The organism is Pseudomonas kielensis (assembly GCF_014236655.1).
Taxonomy (GTDB): domain Bacteria; phylum Pseudomonadota; class Gammaproteobacteria; order Pseudomonadales; family Pseudomonadaceae; genus Aquipseudomonas; species Aquipseudomonas kielensis.
The window spans coordinates 35,564-57,442 of sequence record NZ_JACMYG010000003.1 but is presented as its reverse complement, the minus strand read 5'-3'; the positions used below and the strand labels follow the sequence as shown (position 1 = coordinate 57,442).

The window sequence follows — 21,879 nt, the reverse complement described above, 5'->3', positions numbered from 1 at the left end:
TTTGGAGGTGCTATGACTCACGTCACGCGTCTACCTGCACTCGTTACCCTGAACCAACTCAGCTTTCAGTTTGCCGATGGCGACTGCCTGTTCGATGCCCTCGATCTGCGCCTCAACCAGCGCCCCACGGCCATTGTGGGCCGTAATGGCAGCGGCAAATCCGTGCTCGCCCGACTGATCAGCGGCCAACTGCAACCCAGCGCCGGAACCCTGAACTGCCACGCCAGCGTCGCCTATGTGGCACAGGAACCCCCGTGCGTCGACGGCCAGACTGTCGCCCAGGCGGCAGGCGTCGCCAGCACCCTCGATGCGCTCGCCCGCCTGGCCGCCGGTCATGCTCGCGCCCAGGATCTGGAGGACGTTGCCGAGCGCTGGGACCTGGCCGAGCGCTTCGCATCCATGCTGGCCCAGGCCGGACTCGCCGGGCTCACGGCGCAGCAGCCGATGGCCGCCCTCAGTGGTGGTCAACGTGCGCGGATCGCCCTGATCGGCGCCTTTATCAGCCAGGCCGGCTTACTGGTGCTGGATGAGCCAAGCAATCACCTGGACGCTTCGGGTCGGCACTGGTTGATGGCGCAACTGGCCGCCTGGCGCGGTGGCCTGATCCTGGTCAGTCACGACCGGCGCCTGCTCGACAGCGTGCAACGCATCGTCGAACTGTCGCCCTTGGGGGTGCAGGTGTTCGGTGGCAACTACGCGGCCTACCTGCAACAGCGCTCGGTGGTGCAAGCGGCGGCCCACGCGGCACTGGAGCACAGTCGCAGCCAGCGCCGCCGCGAACTGCAACGCCTGCAGCGCGAACACGACACCATCACCCGCCACGCAGCCGGATCGCGCAAGCAGGCGCAGACCGCCAACGTCTCGCGCTTCGAGCGGGCCACCATGAAAGGCCGCGCCAGCGAGATCATGGGGCACGTGCGACAGGCCCACCAAGCCTGCAAAACCGAGCTCAACGCCCAGGTCCGCGAGGCCCATGCACGGGTCATCCCCAATGAGCCGGTGCTGATCCCCTTGCCCGGCACCGCAGTGCCCAACAGCCGGCAAGTCATCCGCCTGGTGGCGGCGCAGTTGCCGTGGCTACCCCGGCAAACGCCGGGCAGTCAGCTCGACCTGACGCTGGTGGGGCCTGTGCGGGTGGCGCTCAGTGGTCCCAACGGTTGCGGTAAATCGACCCTGCTCAAAATGCTCGCCGGTCACTGCGCCGCCGTCAGCGGCCAGTGCCAGACCTACGTCCCCAGTGCCTACCTGGATCAGCACCTGACGTTGCTGGACCCCGAGCGCTCGGTGGTCGAGCAGTTGAATCTGCTGGACACCCCGCTGTCCGAGGGGGCCGTGCGTAGCCGCCTGGCGCAGTTGCAACTGGACGCCCGGCGAGTGCACGTGCCCACGGGTCAGCTCAGCGGTGGCGAGCGCCTCAAGGCCGCCCTGGCGATCGCATCGTGGGGCAATACCCCCGCGCAGTTGCTGCTGCTCGACGAACCCACCAATCACCTCGACCTGGATTCCGTACAGGCCCTGGAACAGGCCTTGCGCGGTTTTGGCGGAGCGCTCATCGCCGCCTCCCACGACGCCGCTTTTCTCCAGGCCCTGCAACCCACCCACCACCTGCACTGGAGCGCACACGGCTGGCAGCTGCAAGAGGTCGGCCAGACGCTGCCAGGCTGAATCAGGCGACGAACAGCACGTGGGGTTTTTGCAGGTTTTGCAGCGGGATCTATAGTTGATGGGGGCAACAATCCCGTTCCACGACGGGGTCTATACTTGCAGCGATGAGCCCGAGAACAACGCGGTTGATCAAGCACCGCGCATTATCGTCGACGTCCATCGCGAGCAGGCTCGCTCCTACAAGGTTATGCACCGGGCGAGCGCTGTGTTGTCCTTTGCCACGCTACTCGACTAATGGAGGTGTTTTCCATGTCCGAAAAAGAGTCCATCACCACCCTGCTGACGTTGCTCGACTCGCGCCAAACGCGCCTGACGGCGGCATGCAAGGAAATCGCCGACTGGGTCGACAAACATGACGGCCATCCCACGGCGATGAAAATCCGCGACCGCCTGCAAGACATCGAGAAGGACGCGCCGCTGATCCAGAACGCGCTGACCTCGCTCAAACCGCTGGACCGGCCCCTGCCACGCTTCCGCTGAGCCGAGCGCTTTGAGGGCCGTGTGCAGCACCGGTAATCAGAGCTGATTCCGGGCGATACCGCTGCGAATTCGCAGAATGTCGGCCAGCACCGCCAAGGCGATCTCCGCCGGTGTCTTGCTGCCCAGGTTCAGGCCGATGGGCGCGTGAATCCGCGCCAGCTCGGCCTCCCCCAGACCACCGATCCGGCGCAGGCGCTCGAAGCGTTTCTGCGAGGTTTGCAGGGAGCCCATGACCCCGATGTAAAACGCATCGGTGCGTACGGCTTCCATCATGGCCAGGTCGTCGATACGCGGATCATGGGTCAAGGCGACCACCGCCGTGTCGCTGTGGCACCCGCCCTCGGCAATGAACACCGAGGGCAACTGGCGGCGAATCTCCACATGCTCCAGCACCACGCCCTCCAGCACCTCCTCACGGGGATCACAGAGGATCACCTCGAACCCCAGGCCGACCCCAAACTCGGCGCACGCCTGCGCCACGCTGGAGTAGCCGGCGAGCAACAGCCGTTGAGCCGCCCCGACACGCAACCGCACCCGATCGATTTCGCGCTCGATGCGTGGCCCGTGCTCGCGGTCGACCAGCAGGCCGCGAGCACCGCTTTGCAGGTCGACTTCACGGATCAGCCGGCGCTGGCCCAATAGCGCGGACTCCAGTTCACGCAGGTGAGCCTGGACCTCGCAATCGGGCTCGAGCCTTTCCACCAGTACATCCAGCAGTCCGCCGCAGGGCAGTTTCACCTGGGAGCGCGGATCATCGCCCTCGCCGTAGCGCACCACCGTCACGGCCTCGGCAAACAGTCCTTCGGCCATGCGCTCGAGAAAGTCGTCCTCGACACAGCCACCGGACAACGAACCGATCCAGTGCCCACTGTCGTTGACCGCCAGCATCGAGCCTGGCGCACGAGGCGCCGAACCGTAGGTACTGAGCACACTGCACAACCACACACGTTGGCCCGCGCTGGACCAGGCCAGCGCGCGCCGTATCACTTGCAGGTCAAGATGCTGCATATCAGTGCGCCTTGTGCTCCGCGGGAGCCTCTGCCTTCAGTTGTTCGATCTGGCTGATCAGCAGATCAGCCGGTTGCCCGCCCCAGGCCTGGCGCAGGTAGTTGATCAGGTCGGTGGATTGCTGCGTGCTCAACTTGTCGGCAAAACCCGGCATCGGCTGCATGCGCTCGAATCCTGCGAACTGCTGCTCGCCAATCCCGTCCTCGATCACCCGCAACAGGTTGCGCGGATCTTCCAGGCGCAAGGTGGTGTTGCCTTGCATCGCCACAGCGATGTGCGGCTTGCCTTCACCATTGCCGCCGTGGCAACCGGCGCAGACGTTCAGGTAGTCCTGGCGGCCGCGCTGGGCGCTGGCAGTGAGCTGGTCCAGCTTGACCTCGGTGAGCACCTTGGGTTGCGGTGGCTGCTCGCCCAGCAGGAAGGTGGCCATGGCCGCCAGGTCCGGGTCGCTGAGGTGCTGGGTGCTGTTGTGGAACACCGGGAACATCTCGTTGAACATGGTGCCCTGGGCGCTCATGCCATGCTTGAGGAACGAGCTCAGGTCCTGATGGTTCCAGCCGCGAGCCGCCAGGTCGTTGGCCAGCAGGCTCGGCGCCAGGTAGCCGTTGAGCAGGCCGCCGATCATGCGTTTGTCCTGCTGCATGGCGCCGGGCAGGCCGCGCGGGGTGTGGCATTCGCCACAGTGACCGAGCACGTCGACCATGTACTGGCCACGTTTCCATGCCTCGCCCTTGCCTTCGGCCGGTGCCAGCTTGACGTCCTTGGCGTAGAGCATGTTCCAGCCCATCAGGCCCAGGCGCACGTTGAACGGGAAGCTCAGGCTGGTCACCGGTGCCGCGCGATTGATCGGCGCGATCGTCTTGAGGTACGCGTGGATCGCGTCGGAATCGGCACGGGGTATCAGGTGATAGGAGGTGTAGGGCATTGCCGGGTACAGGTTGGCGCCGTCGCGCCGCTTGCCTTCGGTCAAGGCGGCGAAGAACTCGTCATCGCTGTACAGGCCGATGCCGTGCTCCTTGTCCGGCGTGATGTTGGTGCCGTAAATGGTGCCGAACGGCGAGACGATCGGCAGGCCGCCGGCATAAGGCGCGCCACCGGGTGCGGTGTGGCAGGCCATGCAGTCGGCCGCCCGCGCCAGGTATTCGCCCTGCTTGACCTGCTGTGGGTCCGCCGCCAGGACCGCTGGGCTGGCCAGCAACGCAACCGCCAGGCCCACGGCAGTGGCAACGCCGCTAAGTAGTCGGTTCATGCTCAACCCTCCTTGACCAGGCCAAGATCGTTGAGCACGTTGCGCGTGGCGCTGTAGTAGCGCACGTAGCCGGTGCAGCGGCAGATGTGGTGGCCGAGGCTGTCCTCGATCACCGCTTCCAGCTGGCTTTGCTTGATCGGCTGACGCTGCAGTTTTTCCACCAGCACCGTCGCGGCGTTGACGAACCCCGGCGCGCAGTAGCTGCACTGGAACGCAAATTCGTCGACGAAGCGCTGCTGGATCGGGTTCAGCTCAGTGACCTTGCCAGCCTCGTCGCGGGTCGCATGGCCCTCGATGGTGCGGATCTTCTTGCCCTCGAAGTAGTGCGCGCCGGTGATGCAGGTGCGCACTTCCTCGCTGGTGCCATCGGGGTTGTCGACGATCACCACGCAGGCGTGGCAGATGCCCTGGCCACAACCCAGGCGCGAGCCGGTCAGGTTCCGGTACTCGTGCAGGTAGTCGATCATCGGCAGATCATCAGGGACCTCGACAGGACCGACGGTTTGACCATTGAGGGTCATTTGGAGCGGACGGTTAGCCATTGAGGGCCTCCTTGATGCGCGCTGGAGTGATAGGCAGGTCACGGACCCGTTTGCCGATGGCGTGGGCCACGGCGTTGGCGATGGCACCCACCACCGGGATCATCACCACCTCGGCGATGCCCTTGGACGGGTCGCTGGGTGACAACGGCGGCAGGATTTCCGAGGTCTGTTTCCACACCGCGACATCCTTGGCCCGCGGCAGACGGTAACGGTTGAAGTTCCAGTCACCCTCCCCTGGCCCGCCTTCGTACAACGGCATCTCTTCCAGCAACGCGTGGCCGATGCCCATGGCGATCCCGCCCTCGAGCTGACCCTTGACCAGTTCCGGCACCAACACCCGGCCGCATTCGAGCCAGGAGTGATGGTTGAGCACTTGCACCTCGCCCGACCCTTTGTTGACTTTCAGCTCGACGATGGTCGCCACCGGGCTGTAGTAGGTGACGGCAGCATTGTTCAGTTGCGTGGCCGGGTAAGCCACGTTCTGACGGTCCAGCAGGTGGAAACCGGCGGACTTCATCTGCGCCTTGATCGCCTGCGGCGCGCCATCGCCGTACTTCACGGCCAGCGCATCGAGCGGCAGGCGTTCGCGCACGCCATTGATGCTGTACTCGGCCTCGGCCCAGCTCCAGCGGTTGAAACCATGCACTGTGGCGCCAGTCACCAGCCCACGTTCATGGGCCCGCTTGGCCAGCACTGCCAAGGACAGCGGTTCCATGCCGTTGGCCGTCAGCTTGCCGTCGACCCAATGGGCGTCTTCACGGCGCACCACGTAGGGGTTGGCCTGGCCGCCAAACGGACCTTGGCGCCAGATTTCCAGGGCGGCAGGCCACAGGCCGTGGTTGAACAGCACGCGCGCCGCTTCGCGGGTGGCATGGCTGAAGTAGTAGGCCGAGTTGGTGGCCGACGATGCCGAGGCAATCTTGCCGACCCAGCGCGGATTGCGCAGCACGCTGTCCTGTTCGGCCTGGCTCATGATGTAGGGGTTGCCGCTGCTGGTCAGCTGCAACTCGTCCCACTCGGTTTCACCGGTCTTGACTTCGCTGGCCGGGCTGCCGAGGAAGTCGGCAACCACCAGGGCCTGGGAGGTGGACATGCCAGTACCGATTTCGATGCCGATGTGGCGCAGGGTAATGTGCCCCTCGGCGGTGAACTCGATGCTGGCCATCGGCGCTTCCGAACCGGTGCCGAAGTCTTTCTGGCAGATGGCGAAGCCGATCCCGTACCAGTTGTCAGGGTCCTTGGCGTCTTCGGCCTGCTTCAAGGCCTTGCGGTTTTTCCACAGGTCGAACGCGGCGGCCTTCTCGAGGATCTCGTGCAGGCGCAAGGCCCCGGCCGGCACCGCGCCCTGGGTGTTTTTCATGCCCGAGCGCAGCACGTTTTTCTGGCGCAGGGCGATGGCGTCGATGCCCAGGCGATCGGCGATTTCGTCGACCATCATTTCGGTCGCGGCCATGCTCTGCAGGGTGCCGTAGCCACGCATGGAGCCGGCTTCAACGCCGCGCGAGTGGTAGGCGGTGACTTGCAGGTCGTTCTGCGGCATGTAGTAGATCGACTGCGCCGCGGTAGCACCGACTGCCGCCACCGAAGGGCTGTAGTTGATCCGGCCACCGCCGTCGACGGTCATGTCGGCGCGGAAAATCTTGAAGCTGTGATCCTGCTTGTCGACCGCCAGTTGGTAGCGGATGTCGAACGGGTGGCGCTTGATCCCGCTCTGGAACTGCTCGTAGCGATCGTTCGCCAGGCGCACGGGTACACCGTTGCCGTACAACGCCGCCAGGGCCGCGTAGTAGACAAAGATGTTGTGGTCCTTGGAGCCATAACCCACGGTGTAGCCGGGGTGCATGTTCAGCGTGGCGAGACCGAAACGCGACGGCGCGATCATCTTCGCGGTTTCCGAGGCGGCTTCCAGTGGGCACTGGGTCGCGACCACAAAATGCAGGGTATTGGTCGCCGGGTCGTACCAGCCGTTGCCGTTGTCCGGTTCCAGGGCCGCAGGCTCGATGGACGGCGTCTTGTAGCGCTCGTCAAAGACCATCCAGCCTTCCGGCGGGGTTTGCAGTTGCTGTTGCATGCGGTCGGCATAAAACAGCCCGCGCTCGGTCAGGTTGCCGTGCACGTTGGGCTGGGCATTCCATACCGGGCGGCGTTCGCGAATCATCGGGAACAGGATCGAGTCCTTGAGGCTGGCGAATTCGTCTTCGTCGGCCGACGTCGCACCGCCCACCCGCACGTAGCGGAAGCTGCCATAAGGGTCGCGGGTATAGAGCGGCGCCTGGGCACCGTAGCGGATCGCCTTGTCGTTGAACTTGAGCTTGTTCTTGGCCTGGCGGAAACGCTCGAAGTCGTTCCAGATCAGGATCGCCACCGGGTGGCCGATGAACATCGGTACCTTACCGGTGGGCAGCAGCGGATCGGGAGCGTGGTCTTCGGGGAAGACAATGCCGTCCTGCTCCAGGTCCTGGGCGGTAACGATGCGATCGGGTTGCAGGTCGGCACCCAGCAGCGCCAGGTCGAAGCCTTCGTAGAGGCGGTCGGCACGAATGGTCTTGAGCAGCATCGCGTGGCCCTGCTGCTGGGGCCAGCCCGGCATGTCCTTGGCACGGATGTCGCGGGCAAACACCTTGCTGCCGCAGACCTTGGACAGCGAGTCGTTGCGCATGCGGGCCTTGCCGTTGTTGCCAAGCCATTGCTCGGACGGCACGGTCACGCTGTTTTCCATCAAGGCAGCCAGCGCCTGGGAGCTGAGCGGTGTCAGCGTTACGCTGACGCCAGCGATCAACCCGCCCTGCAGGAAGGAGCGCCGGGATATGTCACGGTTGGACATGGATCATCCTCTGGACGGCTATGAAATCCGTCCATGTCGTTATGGTGTTCTGGAAAATTCAGGTCATACAGAAACCCTTCCTGAAGACGCGAAGGGCCGACAAACCGAAAAAAGTTGACCTAATGGTTAACTTTATCGAATTTGCCCGGCCTGGGCAAAAGTAATAGTAGTAGCACGCTGAAATTTATCCGGGCGCAGGGCTTGGCCGGGAGCAGTCGGGTGACTGCTCCTTGATGGGCGGATAACTGGGTGAGCGCGGGGCTCTTGATTGAAGGTGCTGGCGGGAAGATCCTGGCTGAAGCTCTGGTCATGCAGCCCAGGCACTCGTGCTCAGGTGCTCAGGTGCTCAGGTGCTCAGATTGATTTTGTGAGCCTTGACCTCATTGGCGTAGCTGACGAGCCGCGCTTCGGTTTTTTCGAACACCTCGCACATCCTCAGCAAGGCCTGCGCGTCGGCCGGGTTGCCGGCCTGGTGCAGTCGCTCGGCAATGACCTTGATGTCCACCGCTGACCAGCGCAGGTCCGATGCAATGCCTTGCAGGTCGCGTCGCAATTGCTGTTCCGGTTTGTTGAGTAACATGACAATGGCCTCCGTCTCTGGGTACGACTGGATAAGGTGCATGGGAAAACTGTAGCACCTTAATCGCCCGGCTTGATCGCGCCGGGCTGCCCTTGGCCCTACGCTCAGATCCGATAATCCCGGAACAACTCTTCCTTGATGATCAGCAGGGCATCCTCATAGTAACGCTCGCCGCGGGCTTCGCTCAGCGGTACGCGCCTGACGCTCATCTCAGCGCCGGGGGGCCTGTGCTCGCAGGTGAGGAAGAACTGCGCGGTCTGTGGTTCGAATTCCAGGTAATAGAACAGCTCGCGCCCTTCCCGGTGCCAATAACCAATTTCTCTGCGCATCAGTGACCCACCCGCCTGTTCAAGTGCAGTCATTCTAACGGCAGTGCGGGCGGAGGATGGGCAGCAGGAGGGAAAGTGATCAATGAGCCCTTTGCGCGTTGCGCGAGCAGTTGGCCAGAGGCGCAGCAATTGACCCGAAGGGTGGCATCGGACTCATTGATCGTTGCCCAGCACAATGTTGGGCGATTTCCATTTGAGCAAATGGAGATGCAGTGCACGTCGCACGTCGACCCACCTTGGTGCGGGGCGACTGTCGTGCAGCTACTTTTTTAGCAGAGGCCCGGGAGACGGTCTAATAACCTTTTGTCCTGGCCTTATGGGGCCTGGGAATATCCGCTACCCGGCCTTGAGGTCAAATTTCAGGCAAAAAAAAGCCCAAGTAGCTGATGGAAACTTGGGGCTTAAAAATGCATAAACCGTGGTGGTGAACGCGGGGCGATATTAACCCGACATGGGGAGTTGTAACAAGATATTTACATGTAAAAAAATGAAATAAATTTTAGCTAAGTGCTTAAATAACCACACTTTTTTTACGTAAAAGGCGGATTACCGATCATCAAAAACGCCTTGGACAGCCACTGCCGGACAGTGGCTCGACGGTCGAGACAAGACCGCGGCCACGGCTGTGCGCTGAACCCGACGGGCTACTGGATAAGGTGTTTTTGGGGGTGCATCGGCGGGCTATCGGAATCTTCCAGATAGTCTTTTATGAGCTTGCGAATAACTTGCGAAGTGGTCAGATCAGACAGCGCAGCAAGTTCTTCAAGTTCTTTCTTGGTCTGCTGGTCAATCAGTATCGTCAGGCGTGCAGTTCTATTGGGCATTTTACGATCCTTGTGACCTGCGCAGCGCTATTGAGGCTGCGAGCGGAATTCCAGTTCCTGGTTTAAATGATAAATACAATATTCTTAAGCCCAGTGGACCATAGTCCAACCCTCAGGTAATGCCTAACTTTCTGCGCGAAACACCTGAGCGATGCGGCTTCTTCAAGCGCGCTGTGCCTTCATCGCTTGGAGCAGATCGGGCTGTTGGCGTGAGTCATCGCGCGTTCGGCGCCCAGGCTGTAGTAGTGCATGGGACCTGCGCTGCAGAGCGTTTCCGGCAGGCCCCAAGGGTCTTCAGTGATGCGACTTTCGACCACCAGGCACCCCGTCGCTTCGTAGGTCCCGACAAAAACCACCTCGACTTTTCCCTCGCGCTTGCCAGAGGCAATTTCCGAAACACGGCCGTTTTCATGGTAAACCGTCACAAAGTGCGCATCCGGGTATTGCTGCATGAACACGTGATACACATTGGATCTTATATACATCTAACAACTCCTGGCTTTAGCACCCACTAGTTGCCAACAGTAACGCGACTTCCCGGTGAAATACCACCCACTCACTTTGCGACTCAATGACAAAGTAAAGTACCCAACTAGTACACCGCCCTAGGGCAATGGCCCAGTGCAGCACCATACCCACCAGGTATGGTGCTGCACCCATTTGATATTAGACGCCCGGCCCGCCCAGGCTTTAGCGTGATGCTCAACAGGTGCGCCTGAAAAACTACAACTAGAAAGCACTCGGAGCCCCCCATGAGCAGTCACTATTCCATACCCGAACTGATCGATGGCGCGCGCCTCAGCGCCTTCCAGTGGCGGATCTTCACCCTGTGTTTCCTGGTGGCGATCCTCGATGGATTTGATACCCAGGCCATTGCCTTTACCGGGCCGTCGATTATCCAGGCCTTTGGACTGGGTCCCGGGGCCCTGGCGCCCATCCTCACCGCTGGCATCGTTGGCATGGTGCTCGGCGCCATGTCGCTGGGGCTGTTGGGTGACAAACTGGGGCGGCGCCCCACCATCATCGGCGCCGTGGCGCTCTTTGGTTGCGCCACCCTGGCAACCGCATTCGCGCAAACCACCGAGCAGATCCTGGTCCTGCGCTTTATCGCCGGCCTGGGCATGGGCGGTGCAACCCCGGTAGTGCTGTCGCTGGCAGCGGAATACGGGCCAGCGAAAAACCGCGGCACCATCATGACCACCGTCCTGCTCGGCCTGCCTGCCGGCGCCATTCTCGGTGGATTGCTGGCGGCCAAAATGCTGCCGGTGATTGGCTGGCAGGGGATTTTCCTGGTGGGCGGGATCGCCCCACTGGTGTTGCTGGCGGTGCTGATGATCTGGCTGCCGGAGTCCCTGCATTTTCTCACCCGCCATCGCCTGGCCAGCCAGCGCGCGCGGATCGAACGCATTATCACCACCATCAGCGGGCGTCAGACGCCGGCAGGCAGCACCTTCAGCGTGCCCGAAGTCGAGATCAAAACCAGCGTCGGTTCCTTGTTCACCGGCGGCCTGGCGCGCACCACCTGCGGCATCTGGACCATCTACCTGTTCAACTGGGTCGCCTGGTTCATGTTCCTTTCCTGGTTGCCGACCGTGCTCAAGGCCACCGGCCTACCCGCCGAACAGGCGCCCATGGGCACCGTGGCGGTGAACACAGTATTCGTGGTCTGCGCCATTCCACTGGCGATCATCCTGCCGAAAGTCAACGCGCGCCTGTTGCTGCTGGCGCTGTTCCTGTTCGGTATCGCCATCAGTTGGGGCCTGGCCAACAGCGGTACCCACTGGTCGCTGGTGTTCATCCTCGCCGGCGCCGCGGGCCTGGGCATCGGCGGTCAGCAGATCGTGCTCAACTACATGGTCGCCCAGGCCTACCCCACCGCCTTGCGGGCCACCGCCACCGGCTGGGCGATTGCCCTGGGCCGGGTCGGCGCCATCATTGGCTCGGCCAGTGGCGGCTGGTTCCTCGAACACGGTGGCCCGTCGGGCTACTACAGTGCGCTGATCGTGCCCCTGGTCATTGCGACCGCCGGGTTGCTGATCATCCGCAGCCAGCCCCAGGCCGTGCCTGCCCAATCGCCAGTGTCACACTGACGGGCGCGGCCCGGATGGGCTCGAGGCTGGGGTCATTGGGCGCTTGACCCAGCCCATCCGGCGCGCGGTGTCGACAAAGGGGGTGACGATCAGGCTGTAGACCGTCAGGTAGCGATCCTGATCGCCCTCCCCCGTACCGAACCGGATGGGCTCGGGCGTGGCGCGGGTGACATAGAGCGTGCCGAACATCCAGTCCCAGAGTGACAGGTTGGTGCCGAAGTTCTTGTGGAAGTGCCGGGGCGTGTCACTGTGGTGAATCTGGTGCTGGGCCGGGCTGTTCAGTACGTGTTCCAGCACCGGTCCGAAAGAGAGCCAGACATGGCTGTGGCGCAAATTGGCCGCCAGGCTATTGAGGATCAACACCAGGTAGGTCACGCCGAACAGGGTGTAACGACTGACCTCGCCCCCACAGGCATACCAGAAGGTCCCGGCGTACGCCCCCACGGTCACCGTGGTCATCAGTTTCTCAACGATTTTTTCCAGGAAATGCACCCGGCTGGCCGTCGCAGGCACCAGTACCGGCGCCGAATGATGAACCTTGTGAAATGCCCACAACCATCGGCTATGAAAGGCCCGGTGCCCCCAGTAGTGAGTGAAGTCCTGCACCAGGAACACCCCCAGGCCGAACAGCAGCGAAAGCCCCAGGTGCTGCCCTGCCTGCTCCCGCGCGCCCCACAGGTTGGTGAAGAACTGCAGGTAGTCCCCGGACCGCAAGATGTACGGGTCCACTAGAGCGACGATCGGCAGCACCAACGCGACCTTGAGAATCGCCCGCACGAAGTAATAGCGATAATCGAGCAAGGCCGAGCGATGCAGGTGTACACCCCGCCCGCCGATGAACTGCCAGAATGACCTGGCATCCATCAGGCCGCGACGCCGGCGGAACTGGAACAGACCGTAGGCAATGCTGTAGGACATCAGCAGGAAGACCAGGCCAAGGCGCCCGTTCAGATCAAAAATGCCCAGGAACTGCTGGGTGACAGGACCGATCACCCATCTGTGCAAGCCGTTATAAAGCAATGCTAAAACGTCCACCAATCACCGGCCTCCACGAAAGGGGCGCTAGTGTAAATCATTTCGCCCCTGATTGGCCGCGCAGGCCCTGCTCCGGGGCGTGCCTGGCCCGAGGTTTTTTCAGGCCCTGGCATCACGTTTTTTGCACGGCGCGCTACGCCGTTCCGTGCAAGCTGCATGGCAAACCGCGCCAAGACTCATCGTAAGTATTTGATTTTACAAATCTAATTAATTCATCTCGTTGGCACAGGCCCTGCAATATCTGTTGGGTGTTTCCCGCGCTAGGCACAGACCGAACCGCAATGCCCCCGTGACCAAAGAGGTGACCTGCATGAACGCCATTGACCTGTTGCAAGCTGACCACGAGCGCGTCAAAGCCCTCCTCACCCAACTCAGTGAGTCGACCGACCGCGCCGTGAAAAAACGCACCGAACTGGTGGCCAAGCTGGAGATGGAGATCGCCATCCACACCCGCCTGGAAGAGGACATCCTGTACCCGGCATTCAAAAAAGCCGGGGGCAAGGAGCAGGATGAAATGTACTACGAGGCCAAGGAAGAACACCGCACGGTCGATTCCCTGGTGTTGCCCGACCTCAAGCTGACCGACCCCACCACCCCGGAATTTGCCGGTCGGGCCAAGGTGGTGAAGGAGCTGCTGGAGCATCACATCAAGGAGGAAGAAACCGAGATGTTTCCCCAGGCGAAAAAGCTCTTGGGCAACGCCACGCTGCAAGAGCTGGGTAAACAGATGGAAGCCATGAAGGCGCAGTACAAAAAAGACCTCAGCGCCGGCAAAGTCGCCGCCTGACCGGCACCGGCAGTGCGGGCCCCACGTCGACGGCGGGGCCCGCACTGCCCGCTCGGCAGGCGAACGAGTGATCGCCTGGCATCAGGCTCAGTCACAATTGTTTAACGCAACTGCCCCACCATTCGTCGCGTAGCGATAAGTCATGGGGTTAGCCCTATACTGTCTGGCTTAGGGATTGCACAAGCCCGCACTAGCGCCGCGCAATGACGAAATTCTGACGCGCAGGGCTAATTCAATCTAACGTTAAAGGACACCAGCGAAACGCTTGGTCAGTCACCGGAGATGTAACGTGTCAACTCTTCATGAAATCGCAGCGAACCACGCGAAAATGGCCAAGGAAAAGGAACAAGAGTCGGCCCGACTGAGTGAGCGCGCGCCCCAGGTGGTGGGCAATCTGGAAATTACCTGCACCGATGAGCAACCGCCAATGCCGTTGCACCTCATGGCCTGCACGCAGGAAAACACCCTCGGCCAGGCCACCAGCTACTAACGCGCAGGCGTCAACCATCAGCCTCCACCCTTTCACTCCTGAACCGATCCCCCCATGCATTGCGCGGTACTGGCAAAAGAAGTACCCGCCTGCTGGACAAGCGCACGCCACTCGTCACTGCTGATCAACTGCGTGCGCTCCATATGATCGGCAGCGCGCAGCAGCTTTTCATAGCGATCCTCGGCGTTGATCAGGTTCTGGGGCATCAGGAACAGTCTGCGCCAGTTGGTCAGCGCCTGGTTCCTCAGGTCATCTTTCATAAGACTCACTAATTGACGGTAACGGGGGTGTCTGACCCTGGTCGCGACTAGCCGTAGGTCAGCATGTTGAATAGGTTAAACACCGAATACGCCGTAGCGGCAACCAAGATCAATGCGGCGAAGATTTTTTGTTTTATCAAGTGCGGACTTCCATGCCCAGGCGGCGTGATGGCAGGCAAATGTGCCGTTCGAGAGTATGCAGGCAGCAATATCAATACGCCATCACCGAACACAAAAATACTCTCGACCAGCCGCGGCGTCCTCGATGTATCGATGAGAACCGCCCGATCTTCAATTACCCGATCACGTTTCTCCAGTCACCCGGCGCCTGCCCCCTGCCCGCCCTTCCCGCCTCCTCCCGCTGATGTGGCTGCTACGCTGAAACCACCACGGAGGATCCACCATGCCCAATTCCGACCTGCTGCCTTCCCTGCTCTTCAAGCTCAACGAAAACCAGCTCGCCCTCGAAGCGGCCATCCTGGAACTGTCGAACTGGGTCGAGCTGCGCGGCTCGGCCGATGTTGCCGATCAGGTGCGCGGCGCCCTGGACACCATCGACCACAACGAGGAATTCATCAGCCTGACGTTGGCGGTGCTGATGACGCCCGAGTGACCTCCTGCTTGCCCACAGCACAGGTGGCCGTTACCCGGCAAAATACTTCAACAACCACAACGCCCCCATCCCGACCACCAGTGTCAGCAGCGTATTGCGAGTCTTCCAGGCGACCCAGGCAGCCAGAATGGCGGCGGGGATCTGCGCATTGGCCAGGACAAATTCACCCTGGCCACCGGGGTACACCACGGCGGGCAGCACCAGGGCCGCCAGCACACTCGCCGGCACATAGAGCAAGGCTCGCCTGAGCAGCGCCGGGATGCGCAGTCGGCCATACAGTTCGACAAAGGAAAGACGCATGGCGAACGTGCCCAACCCGACCGCCAGGAACAGCCCCCACAAACTCAGGTCGCTCATCGTGTTTCCCCCTCGGCGTCAGCGGCCAGCGCTTCGCTCGATGGGCGCTTGCGCAGATTCTCGAGCAACACCCCCGCCACCACGCCACCCACAGAGGCGCTGACCAGGCCCAGGTTATAGGGCATGTCCACCGCAAACACGGCGATCAATCCGCCTACCGTGGCGGCCCCCAGACTCGGTGCATTGCGTATACCGGGCACCAGCAACGCGAGAAACGACAGCGGGATGGCAAAACTCAGCGACCAGCTTTCGGGAATGCTGGCGCCCAGGTAGATGCCTGCCAATACCGACAGTTGCCATACCAGCCACATGGCAACGGCGGTGCCGGCATAGTAATGCTGGGCAAATCGCCCGAGCTCGCCGGACGCCAGTTTGACACTGCATAGGGCGTAGGACTGGTCGGACAGCATGTAGGACAAGGGCCAGGTCCAGCGGCGGGGCAAATGATGCAGATGGGGTGCCAGTGATGCGCTGTACATGATGAAGCGCAAGTTGATCACCAGGGCCGTCACCACAATCGCCAGCGGCATGACGCCCGTATGCAGCAATTGCAGCGCAACCATCTGCGCCGATCCGGAGTAGAACAGCAGCGTCATGCCCATGGTCGTGCCGGGCGAAAGGCCCAGGCTGATAGCCATGACCCCCGTCAACAAGCCAAAGGGCACGACCCCGGGACTCAATGGCAACAGCGCCCGCACACCGTGCATGAATGCTTCCCTTGCTGTTCGGTAGGGCATGTGGACTCCTTGTAGTGTGTTCGCGTCGCCAGGTATCGAGACCATAAAGCTTACAAAGCCCTGCCGGGGGATTTATTGTGCCCGGATGAATTAATCAGCGAGGGGCAGGACCTGGTGTTGACGGTAACGTGGATCAGACATGGCGAGAGCGCCGCCAATGCCGGCGGAGCATCATCGGACCCGGCCCTGATTGCCCTCACTGAGCGCGGCAAAGCCCAGGCCCAGGCCATTGCCCAGTCTTTTGAGGCGGCACCGGAGTTGATCGTCATGTCGCCGTTCATCCGAGCCCAAGATACCGCAGCCCCCACCCTGCGCAAATTCCCGGGCGTCCCGGTAGAGGTGTGGCCGGTCGAGGAGTTCACCTACCTCTCGCCCGCGAACTGCATGAAGACAACGGCGGCGCAAAGACGTCCTTGGGTAGAAGCCTATTGGCGCGCCAGCGAGCCGGATCACAGCAACGGCCCCGGGACAGAGTCCTTCCGCGGCCTGGTGCTGCGCGCGCAAACAACGCTGCGCCAACTGCAAGGCAAAACCGGCTCGGTGCTGGTGTTCGGCCACGGACAGTTCATGCAGGTCGTACGCTGGCTGATTCTGCTGGCACCCCAGCGAATCGATGCCGCGGCCATGGACGCGTTTCGTGAGTTCGACCAGGCGAACCCAATCGTTAATGGTGAGTCTGTTTGCTTCACCTTTGACGGACAGCGCTGGTCAAGCGCTCTGCATCTGTAGGAGCCGCCGGGCGGCGTTGCGCTTGCTCGAGATGACTGTATGCCAGGCATCGTCGATGTTGGCTGTGCCGGCCCCATCGCGAGCAAGCTCGCTCCCACATGGCCAAGATCAAAAGATCGCAGCCCTACACGCTATCGATCATGCAGGTGCTTTTTCAGGAATGACCGCGTCCGCTCGTGGACCGGGTTTTGCAAAATATCCTGCGGTGCGCCCTCCTCCACAACCACCCCCCCATCCATGAACACAATCCGGTCTGCCACTTCGCCGGCAAACCGCATTTCGTGGGTGACGATCAACATGGTCATGTGTTCCGCCGCGAGCTGCTTCATGACCTGGTTGACCTCCTCGACAAGCTCGGGGTCCAGTGCCGATGTCGCCTCGTCGAACAGCATGACCTTGGGCTGCATCGCCAGTGCCCTGGCAATCGCCACGCGCTGCTTCTGGCCGCCCGACAGGCGCGAGGGGTACTCATCGAACTTGTTGGCCAACCCTACTTTTGACAAATATTCCATTGCCAGTTCACGGGAAGCTTTTTTCGAAAGGCCCTTGAGCTTGATCGGGCCAAGCGCAATGTTTTCAAACACGGTCAAGTGCGGGAACAAATTGAAGTGCTGGAACACCATGCCCATCTGCTGACGCACGGCGTTTATATGCTGCTCATAGGCACGACCTTTCAATGGCCGATTGACTTGTTCACCCTCCAGCCAGATCTCGCCATCGTTAAGCACTTCCAGTTGATTGATTGACCGCAACAGCGTGCTTTTACCCGATCCGCTGGGGCCGATGATGGCGACGATTTGTCCGCGCGAGACCGAAAGATCGATGCCCTTGAGTACTTCGAGTGCGCCGTAGGCCTTGCGTGCGCCCTTGACCTCAACCATGAATTTTTCGCTGATCATCGTGACATCTCTACCTTTTTTTCGAGAAGATGCAGGCCGACTTCCAGAACAAGGTTGGCTGCATAGTAAATAACCGCAACAGTCAGATAAAACTCAAATGGGCTGTAGGTTTCACTCACCGCAAGCTGGGCGCTATACACCAACTCGGCAATACCGATGATGGAAACCAGAGACGTGTCCTTGAGCAGGACAATCAGGTTGTTGCCCAGGGGGGCAATGGTGCTGCGCAACGCTTGCGGGACGACAACGTAGCGCTGGGTCTGGCCACGGCTCAGGCCGATGGAGCGGGCGCCTTCGATCTGCCCGGGGTCGACTGACACCACGCCAGCGCGGATCACGTCGGCGTTGTAGACCGCAAAGTGCAGGCTAAGACCGATGATGCCCGCCCCCAGGGCGGGAATGTCTATCCCCACCTGCACCAGGCCGTAATAAATCACGTACAACTGCAGCAGCAGTGGCGTGCCCATCAGCAGCCAGGTCATAAAACGCACCGGCAACGCCATGAGTTTTGGCGCGTACAGCACGATCAGGGCAAAGGCGATCCCTGCCAGCAAACTCAAGATGCTGGAACTGACAAACATCACGACCGTCCACCACAGACCCGTCGCCAGCAACTCGGAATAAGGTGTAACGATGCTTAGATCCAGACCTTGCATGGGTATGTTCTCACCTTGCCGCGAAACGATTGTCGAGATAGTCGACGACAAATCGAACCGAGTAGACCATCACGATGTACAGCAGCGCAGACACCATGAAAATTTCAAAGGGCTTGTAGGTCGAGCTGATAAAACGCTGCGCGGTATAGGAAAGTTCAACCACCGAAATAGTCGATACCAGGGCCGAGCCTTTGATCAGTGCGACCGCGTTCACCCCCAGGGGCCGAATCATCAACTTGGCCGCCTGGGGCAGCGTGACCAGCCATAACGTCTGGCGGCGTCCGAAACCAATGGAACGCGCCGCTTCTTCCTGGCCCGGGTCGACGTTGCTGATGGCGCCGCGAATGGATTCGGCCATATACGCCGCAATGTTCAGGCCCAGGCCAATCACCCCGGCCGCGAACGGCTCCAGTTCAAGGCCGATCTGCGGCCCGCCGAAGTAAATGATGAACAATTGAACCAGGCACGGCGTGCCGCGAAAAACGCTGACGTAGATTCTTGCCAGGCACCGGAACAGGAACACCGTGGACAACCGCGCAGCCACCAGCACGAACGCCACCAGTAACCCCAGGAGCAGAGCCAGCACCGAGATCTGCACGGTAATCCACGCCGCTTCGAGGAAAAACGGGAATGTGCGCTGTATGAGTGTCAGATCCATGGGAACCCTCGGAAAAGTCGGATTGACTGGCCCGACCCCAGGTCGAGCCAGGCGTGCGATGAATCAGCGGATATCGTTGCCGATCCACTTCATCGAGATCTTTTCGTAGGTGCCGTCGGCGAGCATGTCTTGCAGGGCCTGCTGCATCGTCGCCTTGAGCTCAGGGTTGTTCTTGCGCAGCGCAATGCCCATGCCTTCAATGCCACCGTCGCTCTCGGGCGGGGTAATGATGCGCACCTTCTGCCCGGTTTCCTTGACGGCAACCAGCACTGGAACACTGTCCATTACCAGTGCGTTGATCCGCCCGGCCTCCAGGTCAACCAGCATTTCCGGCAGCCCCTTGTAGGTCCTGACCTTGAGGTTGCCGCGCGCCCGGGCCCACTTGTCGTGGGCATCGCCGAGCGTGACGCCGACGGTCACATCCTTGAGGTCATCCAGGCTCTGGATGGGCGAGCCCTCCTTGACCACGATCGTGCGGCCCGCATGGTAATAGGGACCGACAAAATCCACGGCCTTCTGGCGTTCCGGGGTAATGGTCATGGAGGCGATGATGGCGTCGTATTTCTTTGCCAGCAGGCCGGCGATGATCCCGTCGAATGGCGTGGTGACGATCGTCACCTTGACCCCCATGCGTTCCGCCAGGGCCTCGCTGATGGAGGCGTCGAAGCCGACAATCTGGTTCTGTTCGTTGGCAAAGCTGAAGGGGGAGTACTGACCGCTCATGGCGATCCGGATCTCTTTGGCGTCCTGGATCTTCTGCAGATCGTCAGCCAGAACAGCGCAGGTGGAAAGTAACGCCGCAGCCGCCACGGTGGAAGCGACAATCAAGCCTTTGAGCTTTCTGGTTAGCATCGGTTGGCACCTTCGAAGAGTTATTATTTATTTTTCAGGGGTTGTTCACCCAGCCTTCACAAAAAGTTTTGCATAGGCAATTTTGGAATGCACCAAGCAAGGTGTCAGCCTGCCTGACACATTGCCGGAGTTGACCGACACTATGCCGGGTTGACCGCGAAATGCTCGCGGCAAACCTCTGCCTCGTGCGCCATGGCACAGGTCCTCGGCTGCTGGATGCGGCATTGGCGCAATGCCGTGCCGGGTTGAGAAATCCAGCGTCGGGACACTTCAGGAGTTTATGGAATGACCGGGGCATTTCTTTTCGCTTGTGGTGGCCAGGCGATCCTCGCTTTCATAGGGAAAAATCCATGAAGCCAGGGACCACCCCATGACCGCGTCATCCATCAGCGAGTCCATCGCCATTGTCCACCCCGTCACCTTGAGCCACGGTCTCAATGCCCATGTCTGGGACACGGACGGCAAGCGCTACATCGACTTCGTCGGTGGCATCGGCGTGCTCAACCTGGGCCATTGCAACCCACGGATTGTCGAGGCGGTCTGCACGCAAGCCGGCCGACTGACCCACTACGCCTTCAACGCCGCGCCACACGCACCGTACAAGCAGTTCATGGAGCGCCTGGCCAGCTTCATCCCGGTGTCGTATGCGGTCAGCGGCATGTTGACCAACAGCGGTGCGGAGGCGGCAGAAAACGCGCTGAAAATCGTCCGCGCGGCGACCGGCCGAACGGCGGTCATTGCCTTTGATGGCGGCTTCCATGGACGGACCCTGGCCACCCTGAACCTGAACGGCAAAGTCGCGCCCTATAAGCAGCGAGTCGGGACCCTGCCCGGCCCGGTTTACCACCTGCCCTACCCCAGTCAAGACAACGGGGTCACGACCGAGGAGGCGCTCAAAGCCCTGGATCGGTTGTTCAGCGTCGAAATCGACGTCAATGAAGTGGCCTGTTTCATTCTCGAACCGGTGCAGGGAGAAGGCGGGTTCCTGGCGCTCGAGCCGTCGTTCGCACAAGCACTGCGCAGGTTCTGCGATGAAAAAGGCATTCTGCTCATCGTCGATGAAATCCAGTCGGGATTCGGGCGTACCGGGCAACGGTTTGCCTTCACCCGCCTGGGCATAGAACCGGATCTGATCCTGCTGGGCAAAAGCATTGCCGGCGGCCTGCCGCTGGGCGCGGTGGTCGGCAAAAAAGCACTGCTCGACACCCTGCCCAAAGGCGGACTGGGAGGCACTTACTCCGGTAACCCGATTGCATGCGCGGCGGCGCTGGCCACCCTGGACGAGATGACCGATGCCAACCTGGCGGCCTGGGGTGAATCCCAGGAACAGGCGATCCTCAACCGCTATCAGGCCTGGCAGCAGAACAAGCTGTCGCCCTATCTCGGCAAATTGACCGGTGTCGGGGCCATGCGCGGTATTGAACTTCTCACGCCCGAAGGCGCACCCGCCACGGCGGTGTTGGCACAGCTACTCGAAAGCGCCAGACAGCAGGGCCTGCTGCTGATGCCCAGCGGAAAATCCCGGCACATCATCCGTCTGCTGCCACCCCTGACGATCGAGCCGCACGTCCTGGAAGCAGGCCTGGATATTTTCGAGCGCTGCCTGGCAGCTATTCGCTAAACCGGGCGGGCCCTGGCTACGGCTCAGGGCCCGCCCCCCATCAGCTTTGACAGAAGCGGATCCGGTTGCCGAACGGGTCGTACACTTCCAGAACCTTGCCCCAGCCCTGCTCGACGATATCGGGACGTCCGTAACCGTACCGTTTGCCCTGCAACTCATCGCGCAGCAGGTCGATGTTGTGCATCGGCACGAATATCGTCGCCCCGGGGCTCGCATCGCCATGGTGTTCGGACAGGTGCAGTTGCAGGCCGTTACGGCTGATGCCCAGGTACAGCGGCAGATCCGCTTCGAAGCGGTGCTCGAATTCGACGCTGAAACCCAGAAAATCCAGATAAAACTCCCGCGCCTTGGCTTCGTCGAACATTCGCAAGATCGGAATGGCTTTGTCGAAGGTCACAGCGGGTTGGGGATGTTCTTCTGGCAGCAGTGCCGAGGCGGTGTTCCAGTCTTTGTAGCCCAGTTGCTGGGCGACCAGTTCAAGCGCGGTGGAGTGGGACACGGGTTGATGGTGCTGCTCGAGCGAAGCACGCAGGTGCTTGGCCATCTGCTTGGCTTTGAGAATAGACAGCATTGTGACTCCCGGAGTCGAAGCAT

General features: G+C 61.2%; 26 protein-coding genes. 9 read left to right on the top strand and 17 right to left on the bottom strand.

What is annotated here, in order from left to right:
- The first annotated feature begins 12 nt into the window (after positions 1–12).
- The 3 genes from H7995_RS03605 to H7995_RS03595 are packed head-to-tail and all read left to right on the top strand — an operon-like array spanning position 13 to position 2,145.
- Positions 13–1,665, top strand: a complete 1,653-nt coding sequence (locus H7995_RS03605) for an ABC-F family ATP-binding cassette domain-containing protein (protein WP_185818005.1) — start codon at positions 13–15, stop codon at positions 1,663–1,665.
- A gap of 58 nt (positions 1,666–1,723) precedes the next feature.
- A complete protein-coding gene (locus H7995_RS03600; RefSeq protein ID WP_166591178.1) occupies positions 1,724–1,900 on the top strand; it encodes a hypothetical protein in 177 nt (58 codons plus the stop codon).
- 14 nt (positions 1,901–1,914) lie between these two features.
- Positions 1,915–2,145, top strand: a complete 231-nt coding sequence (locus tag H7995_RS03595; RefSeq protein WP_095168489.1) for a hypothetical protein — start codon at positions 1,915–1,917, stop codon at positions 2,143–2,145.
- Between the two features lie 36 nt (positions 2,146–2,181).
- Here H7995_RS03595 and H7995_RS03590 read toward each other — a convergent pair whose 3' ends face one another.
- The 8 genes from H7995_RS03590 to H7995_RS03555 form a co-directional block, all read right to left on the bottom strand.
- Positions 2,182–3,153 carry an XdhC family protein gene (locus tag H7995_RS03590; RefSeq protein WP_166591179.1) on the bottom strand — a complete coding sequence of 324 codons (972 nt, stop codon included), beginning with the start codon at positions 3,151–3,153 and terminating at the stop codon, positions 2,182–2,184.
- A gap of 1 nt (position 3,154) precedes the next feature.
- Positions 3,155–4,402: a cytochrome c gene (locus tag H7995_RS03585; protein WP_185818004.1), complete on the bottom strand. Its 1,248-nt coding sequence runs from the start codon at positions 4,400–4,402 to the stop codon at positions 3,155–3,157.
- A gap of 2 nt (positions 4,403–4,404) precedes the next feature.
- Positions 4,405–4,944, bottom strand: coding sequence for a (2Fe-2S)-binding protein (locus tag H7995_RS03580; protein ID WP_095168494.1), 540 nt, complete (start codon positions 4,942–4,944; stop codon positions 4,405–4,407).
- On the bottom strand, positions 4,937–7,768 hold the full coding sequence (locus tag H7995_RS03575) for a xanthine dehydrogenase family protein molybdopterin-binding subunit (protein ID WP_185818003.1): 2,832 nt from the start codon (positions 7,766–7,768) through the stop codon (positions 4,937–4,939). The genes H7995_RS03580 and H7995_RS03575 overlap by 8 nt, the downstream gene beginning before the upstream one ends.
- Positions 7,769–8,114: 346 nt before the next feature.
- Positions 8,115–8,348 carry a hypothetical protein gene (locus H7995_RS03570; RefSeq protein WP_166591182.1) on the bottom strand — a complete coding sequence of 78 codons (234 nt, stop codon included), beginning with the start codon at positions 8,346–8,348 and terminating at the stop codon, positions 8,115–8,117.
- 104 nt (positions 8,349–8,452) lie between these two features.
- Positions 8,453–8,677: a hypothetical protein gene (locus tag H7995_RS03565; RefSeq protein WP_166591183.1), complete on the bottom strand. Its 225-nt coding sequence runs from the start codon at positions 8,675–8,677 to the stop codon at positions 8,453–8,455.
- 644 nt (positions 8,678–9,321) lie between these two features.
- Positions 9,322–9,501 (bottom strand): ribbon-helix-helix protein, CopG family, encoded by a 180-nt coding sequence (locus H7995_RS03560; protein ID WP_166591184.1) that lies wholly within the window; start codon positions 9,499–9,501, stop codon positions 9,322–9,324.
- A gap of 179 nt (positions 9,502–9,680) precedes the next feature.
- Positions 9,681–9,986: a hypothetical protein gene (locus H7995_RS03555; protein WP_166591185.1), complete on the bottom strand. Its 306-nt coding sequence runs from the start codon at positions 9,984–9,986 to the stop codon at positions 9,681–9,683.
- Between the two features lie 267 nt (positions 9,987–10,253).
- Between H7995_RS03555 and H7995_RS03550 the strand changes: the two genes are divergently transcribed.
- Entirely contained in the window at positions 10,254–11,591 is a 1,338-nt protein-coding gene (locus H7995_RS03550; protein WP_182344471.1) for an MFS transporter, read from the top strand.
- Here the strand turns inward: H7995_RS03550 and H7995_RS03545 are convergent.
- Entirely contained in the window at positions 11,583–12,626 is a 1,044-nt protein-coding gene (locus H7995_RS03545) for a sterol desaturase family protein (protein WP_185818002.1), read from the bottom strand. The genes H7995_RS03550 and H7995_RS03545 overlap by 9 nt on opposite strands.
- Before the next feature lie 310 nt (positions 12,627–12,936).
- Between H7995_RS03545 and H7995_RS03540 the strand changes: the two genes are divergently transcribed.
- A complete protein-coding gene (locus H7995_RS03540; protein ID WP_166591188.1) occupies positions 12,937–13,413 on the top strand; it encodes a PA2171 family ribosome-binding persister protein in 477 nt (158 codons plus the stop codon).
- Positions 13,414–13,702: 289 nt separating this feature from the next.
- Positions 13,703–13,903 (top strand): hypothetical protein, encoded by a 201-nt coding sequence (locus H7995_RS03535; protein WP_166591189.1) that lies wholly within the window; start codon positions 13,703–13,705, stop codon positions 13,901–13,903.
- A gap of 32 nt (positions 13,904–13,935) precedes the next feature.
- Here the strand turns inward: H7995_RS03535 and H7995_RS03530 are convergent, their stop codons facing one another.
- Positions 13,936–14,163 carry a hypothetical protein gene (locus H7995_RS03530; RefSeq protein ID WP_166591190.1) on the bottom strand — a complete coding sequence of 76 codons (228 nt, stop codon included), beginning with the start codon at positions 14,161–14,163 and terminating at the stop codon, positions 13,936–13,938.
- 403 nt (positions 14,164–14,566) lie between these two features.
- Between H7995_RS03530 and H7995_RS03525 the strand changes: the two genes are divergently transcribed.
- Positions 14,567–14,776, top strand: a complete 210-nt coding sequence (locus H7995_RS03525; protein ID WP_166591191.1) for a hypothetical protein — start codon at positions 14,567–14,569, stop codon at positions 14,774–14,776.
- Positions 14,777–14,806: 30 nt separating this feature from the next.
- On the opposite strand, the gene H7995_RS03520 is transcribed toward H7995_RS03525, so the two are convergent.
- Both H7995_RS03520 and H7995_RS03515 read right to left on the bottom strand, forming a co-directional pair.
- Entirely contained in the window at positions 14,807–15,133 is a 327-nt protein-coding gene (locus H7995_RS03520) for an AzlD domain-containing protein (protein ID WP_166591192.1), read from the bottom strand.
- Positions 15,130–15,870 carry an AzlC family ABC transporter permease gene (locus H7995_RS03515; RefSeq protein WP_166591193.1) on the bottom strand — a complete coding sequence of 247 codons (741 nt, stop codon included), beginning with the start codon at positions 15,868–15,870 and terminating at the stop codon, positions 15,130–15,132. The genes H7995_RS03520 and H7995_RS03515 overlap by 4 nt, the downstream gene beginning before the upstream one ends.
- Positions 15,871–15,984: 114 nt before the next feature.
- Between H7995_RS03515 and H7995_RS03510 the strand changes: the two genes are divergently transcribed.
- Positions 15,985–16,599, top strand: coding sequence for a histidine phosphatase family protein (locus tag H7995_RS03510; RefSeq protein ID WP_342345326.1), 615 nt, complete (start codon positions 15,985–15,987; stop codon positions 16,597–16,599).
- 131 nt (positions 16,600–16,730) lie between these two features.
- Here H7995_RS03510 and H7995_RS03505 read toward each other — a convergent pair whose 3' ends face one another.
- The 4 genes from H7995_RS03505 to H7995_RS03490 form a co-directional block, all read right to left on the bottom strand.
- Complete coding sequence (locus H7995_RS03505; protein ID WP_166591194.1) at positions 16,731–17,498, bottom strand: amino acid ABC transporter ATP-binding protein; 768 nt, start codon at positions 17,496–17,498, stop codon at positions 16,731–16,733.
- On the bottom strand, positions 17,495–18,154 hold the full coding sequence (locus H7995_RS03500; RefSeq protein ID WP_166591195.1) for an amino acid ABC transporter permease: 660 nt from the start codon (positions 18,152–18,154) through the stop codon (positions 17,495–17,497). Before H7995_RS03500 ends, H7995_RS03505 begins: the two co-directional genes overlap by 4 nt.
- 10 nt (positions 18,155–18,164) lie before the next feature.
- A complete protein-coding gene (locus tag H7995_RS03495; RefSeq protein ID WP_159995468.1) occupies positions 18,165–18,812 on the bottom strand; it encodes an amino acid ABC transporter permease in 648 nt (215 codons plus the stop codon).
- A 63-nt stretch (positions 18,813–18,875) separates the two neighbouring features.
- Positions 18,876–19,664: an ABC transporter substrate-binding protein gene (locus tag H7995_RS03490; RefSeq protein ID WP_166591196.1), complete on the bottom strand. Its 789-nt coding sequence runs from the start codon at positions 19,662–19,664 to the stop codon at positions 18,876–18,878.
- A 370-nt stretch (positions 19,665–20,034) separates the two neighbouring features.
- On the opposite strand from H7995_RS03490, the gene H7995_RS03485 reads away from it, so the two are divergent.
- Positions 20,035–21,285 (top strand): 2-aminoadipate transaminase, encoded by a 1,251-nt coding sequence (locus tag H7995_RS03485; RefSeq protein WP_185818001.1) that lies wholly within the window; start codon positions 20,035–20,037, stop codon positions 21,283–21,285.
- Positions 21,286–21,325: 40 nt separating this feature from the next.
- On the opposite strand, the gene H7995_RS03480 is transcribed toward H7995_RS03485, so the two are convergent.
- Positions 21,326–21,856 (bottom strand): glyoxalase superfamily protein, encoded by a 531-nt coding sequence (locus tag H7995_RS03480; protein ID WP_185818000.1) that lies wholly within the window; start codon positions 21,854–21,856, stop codon positions 21,326–21,328.
- Between the last annotated feature and the right edge of the window lie 23 nt (positions 21,857–21,879).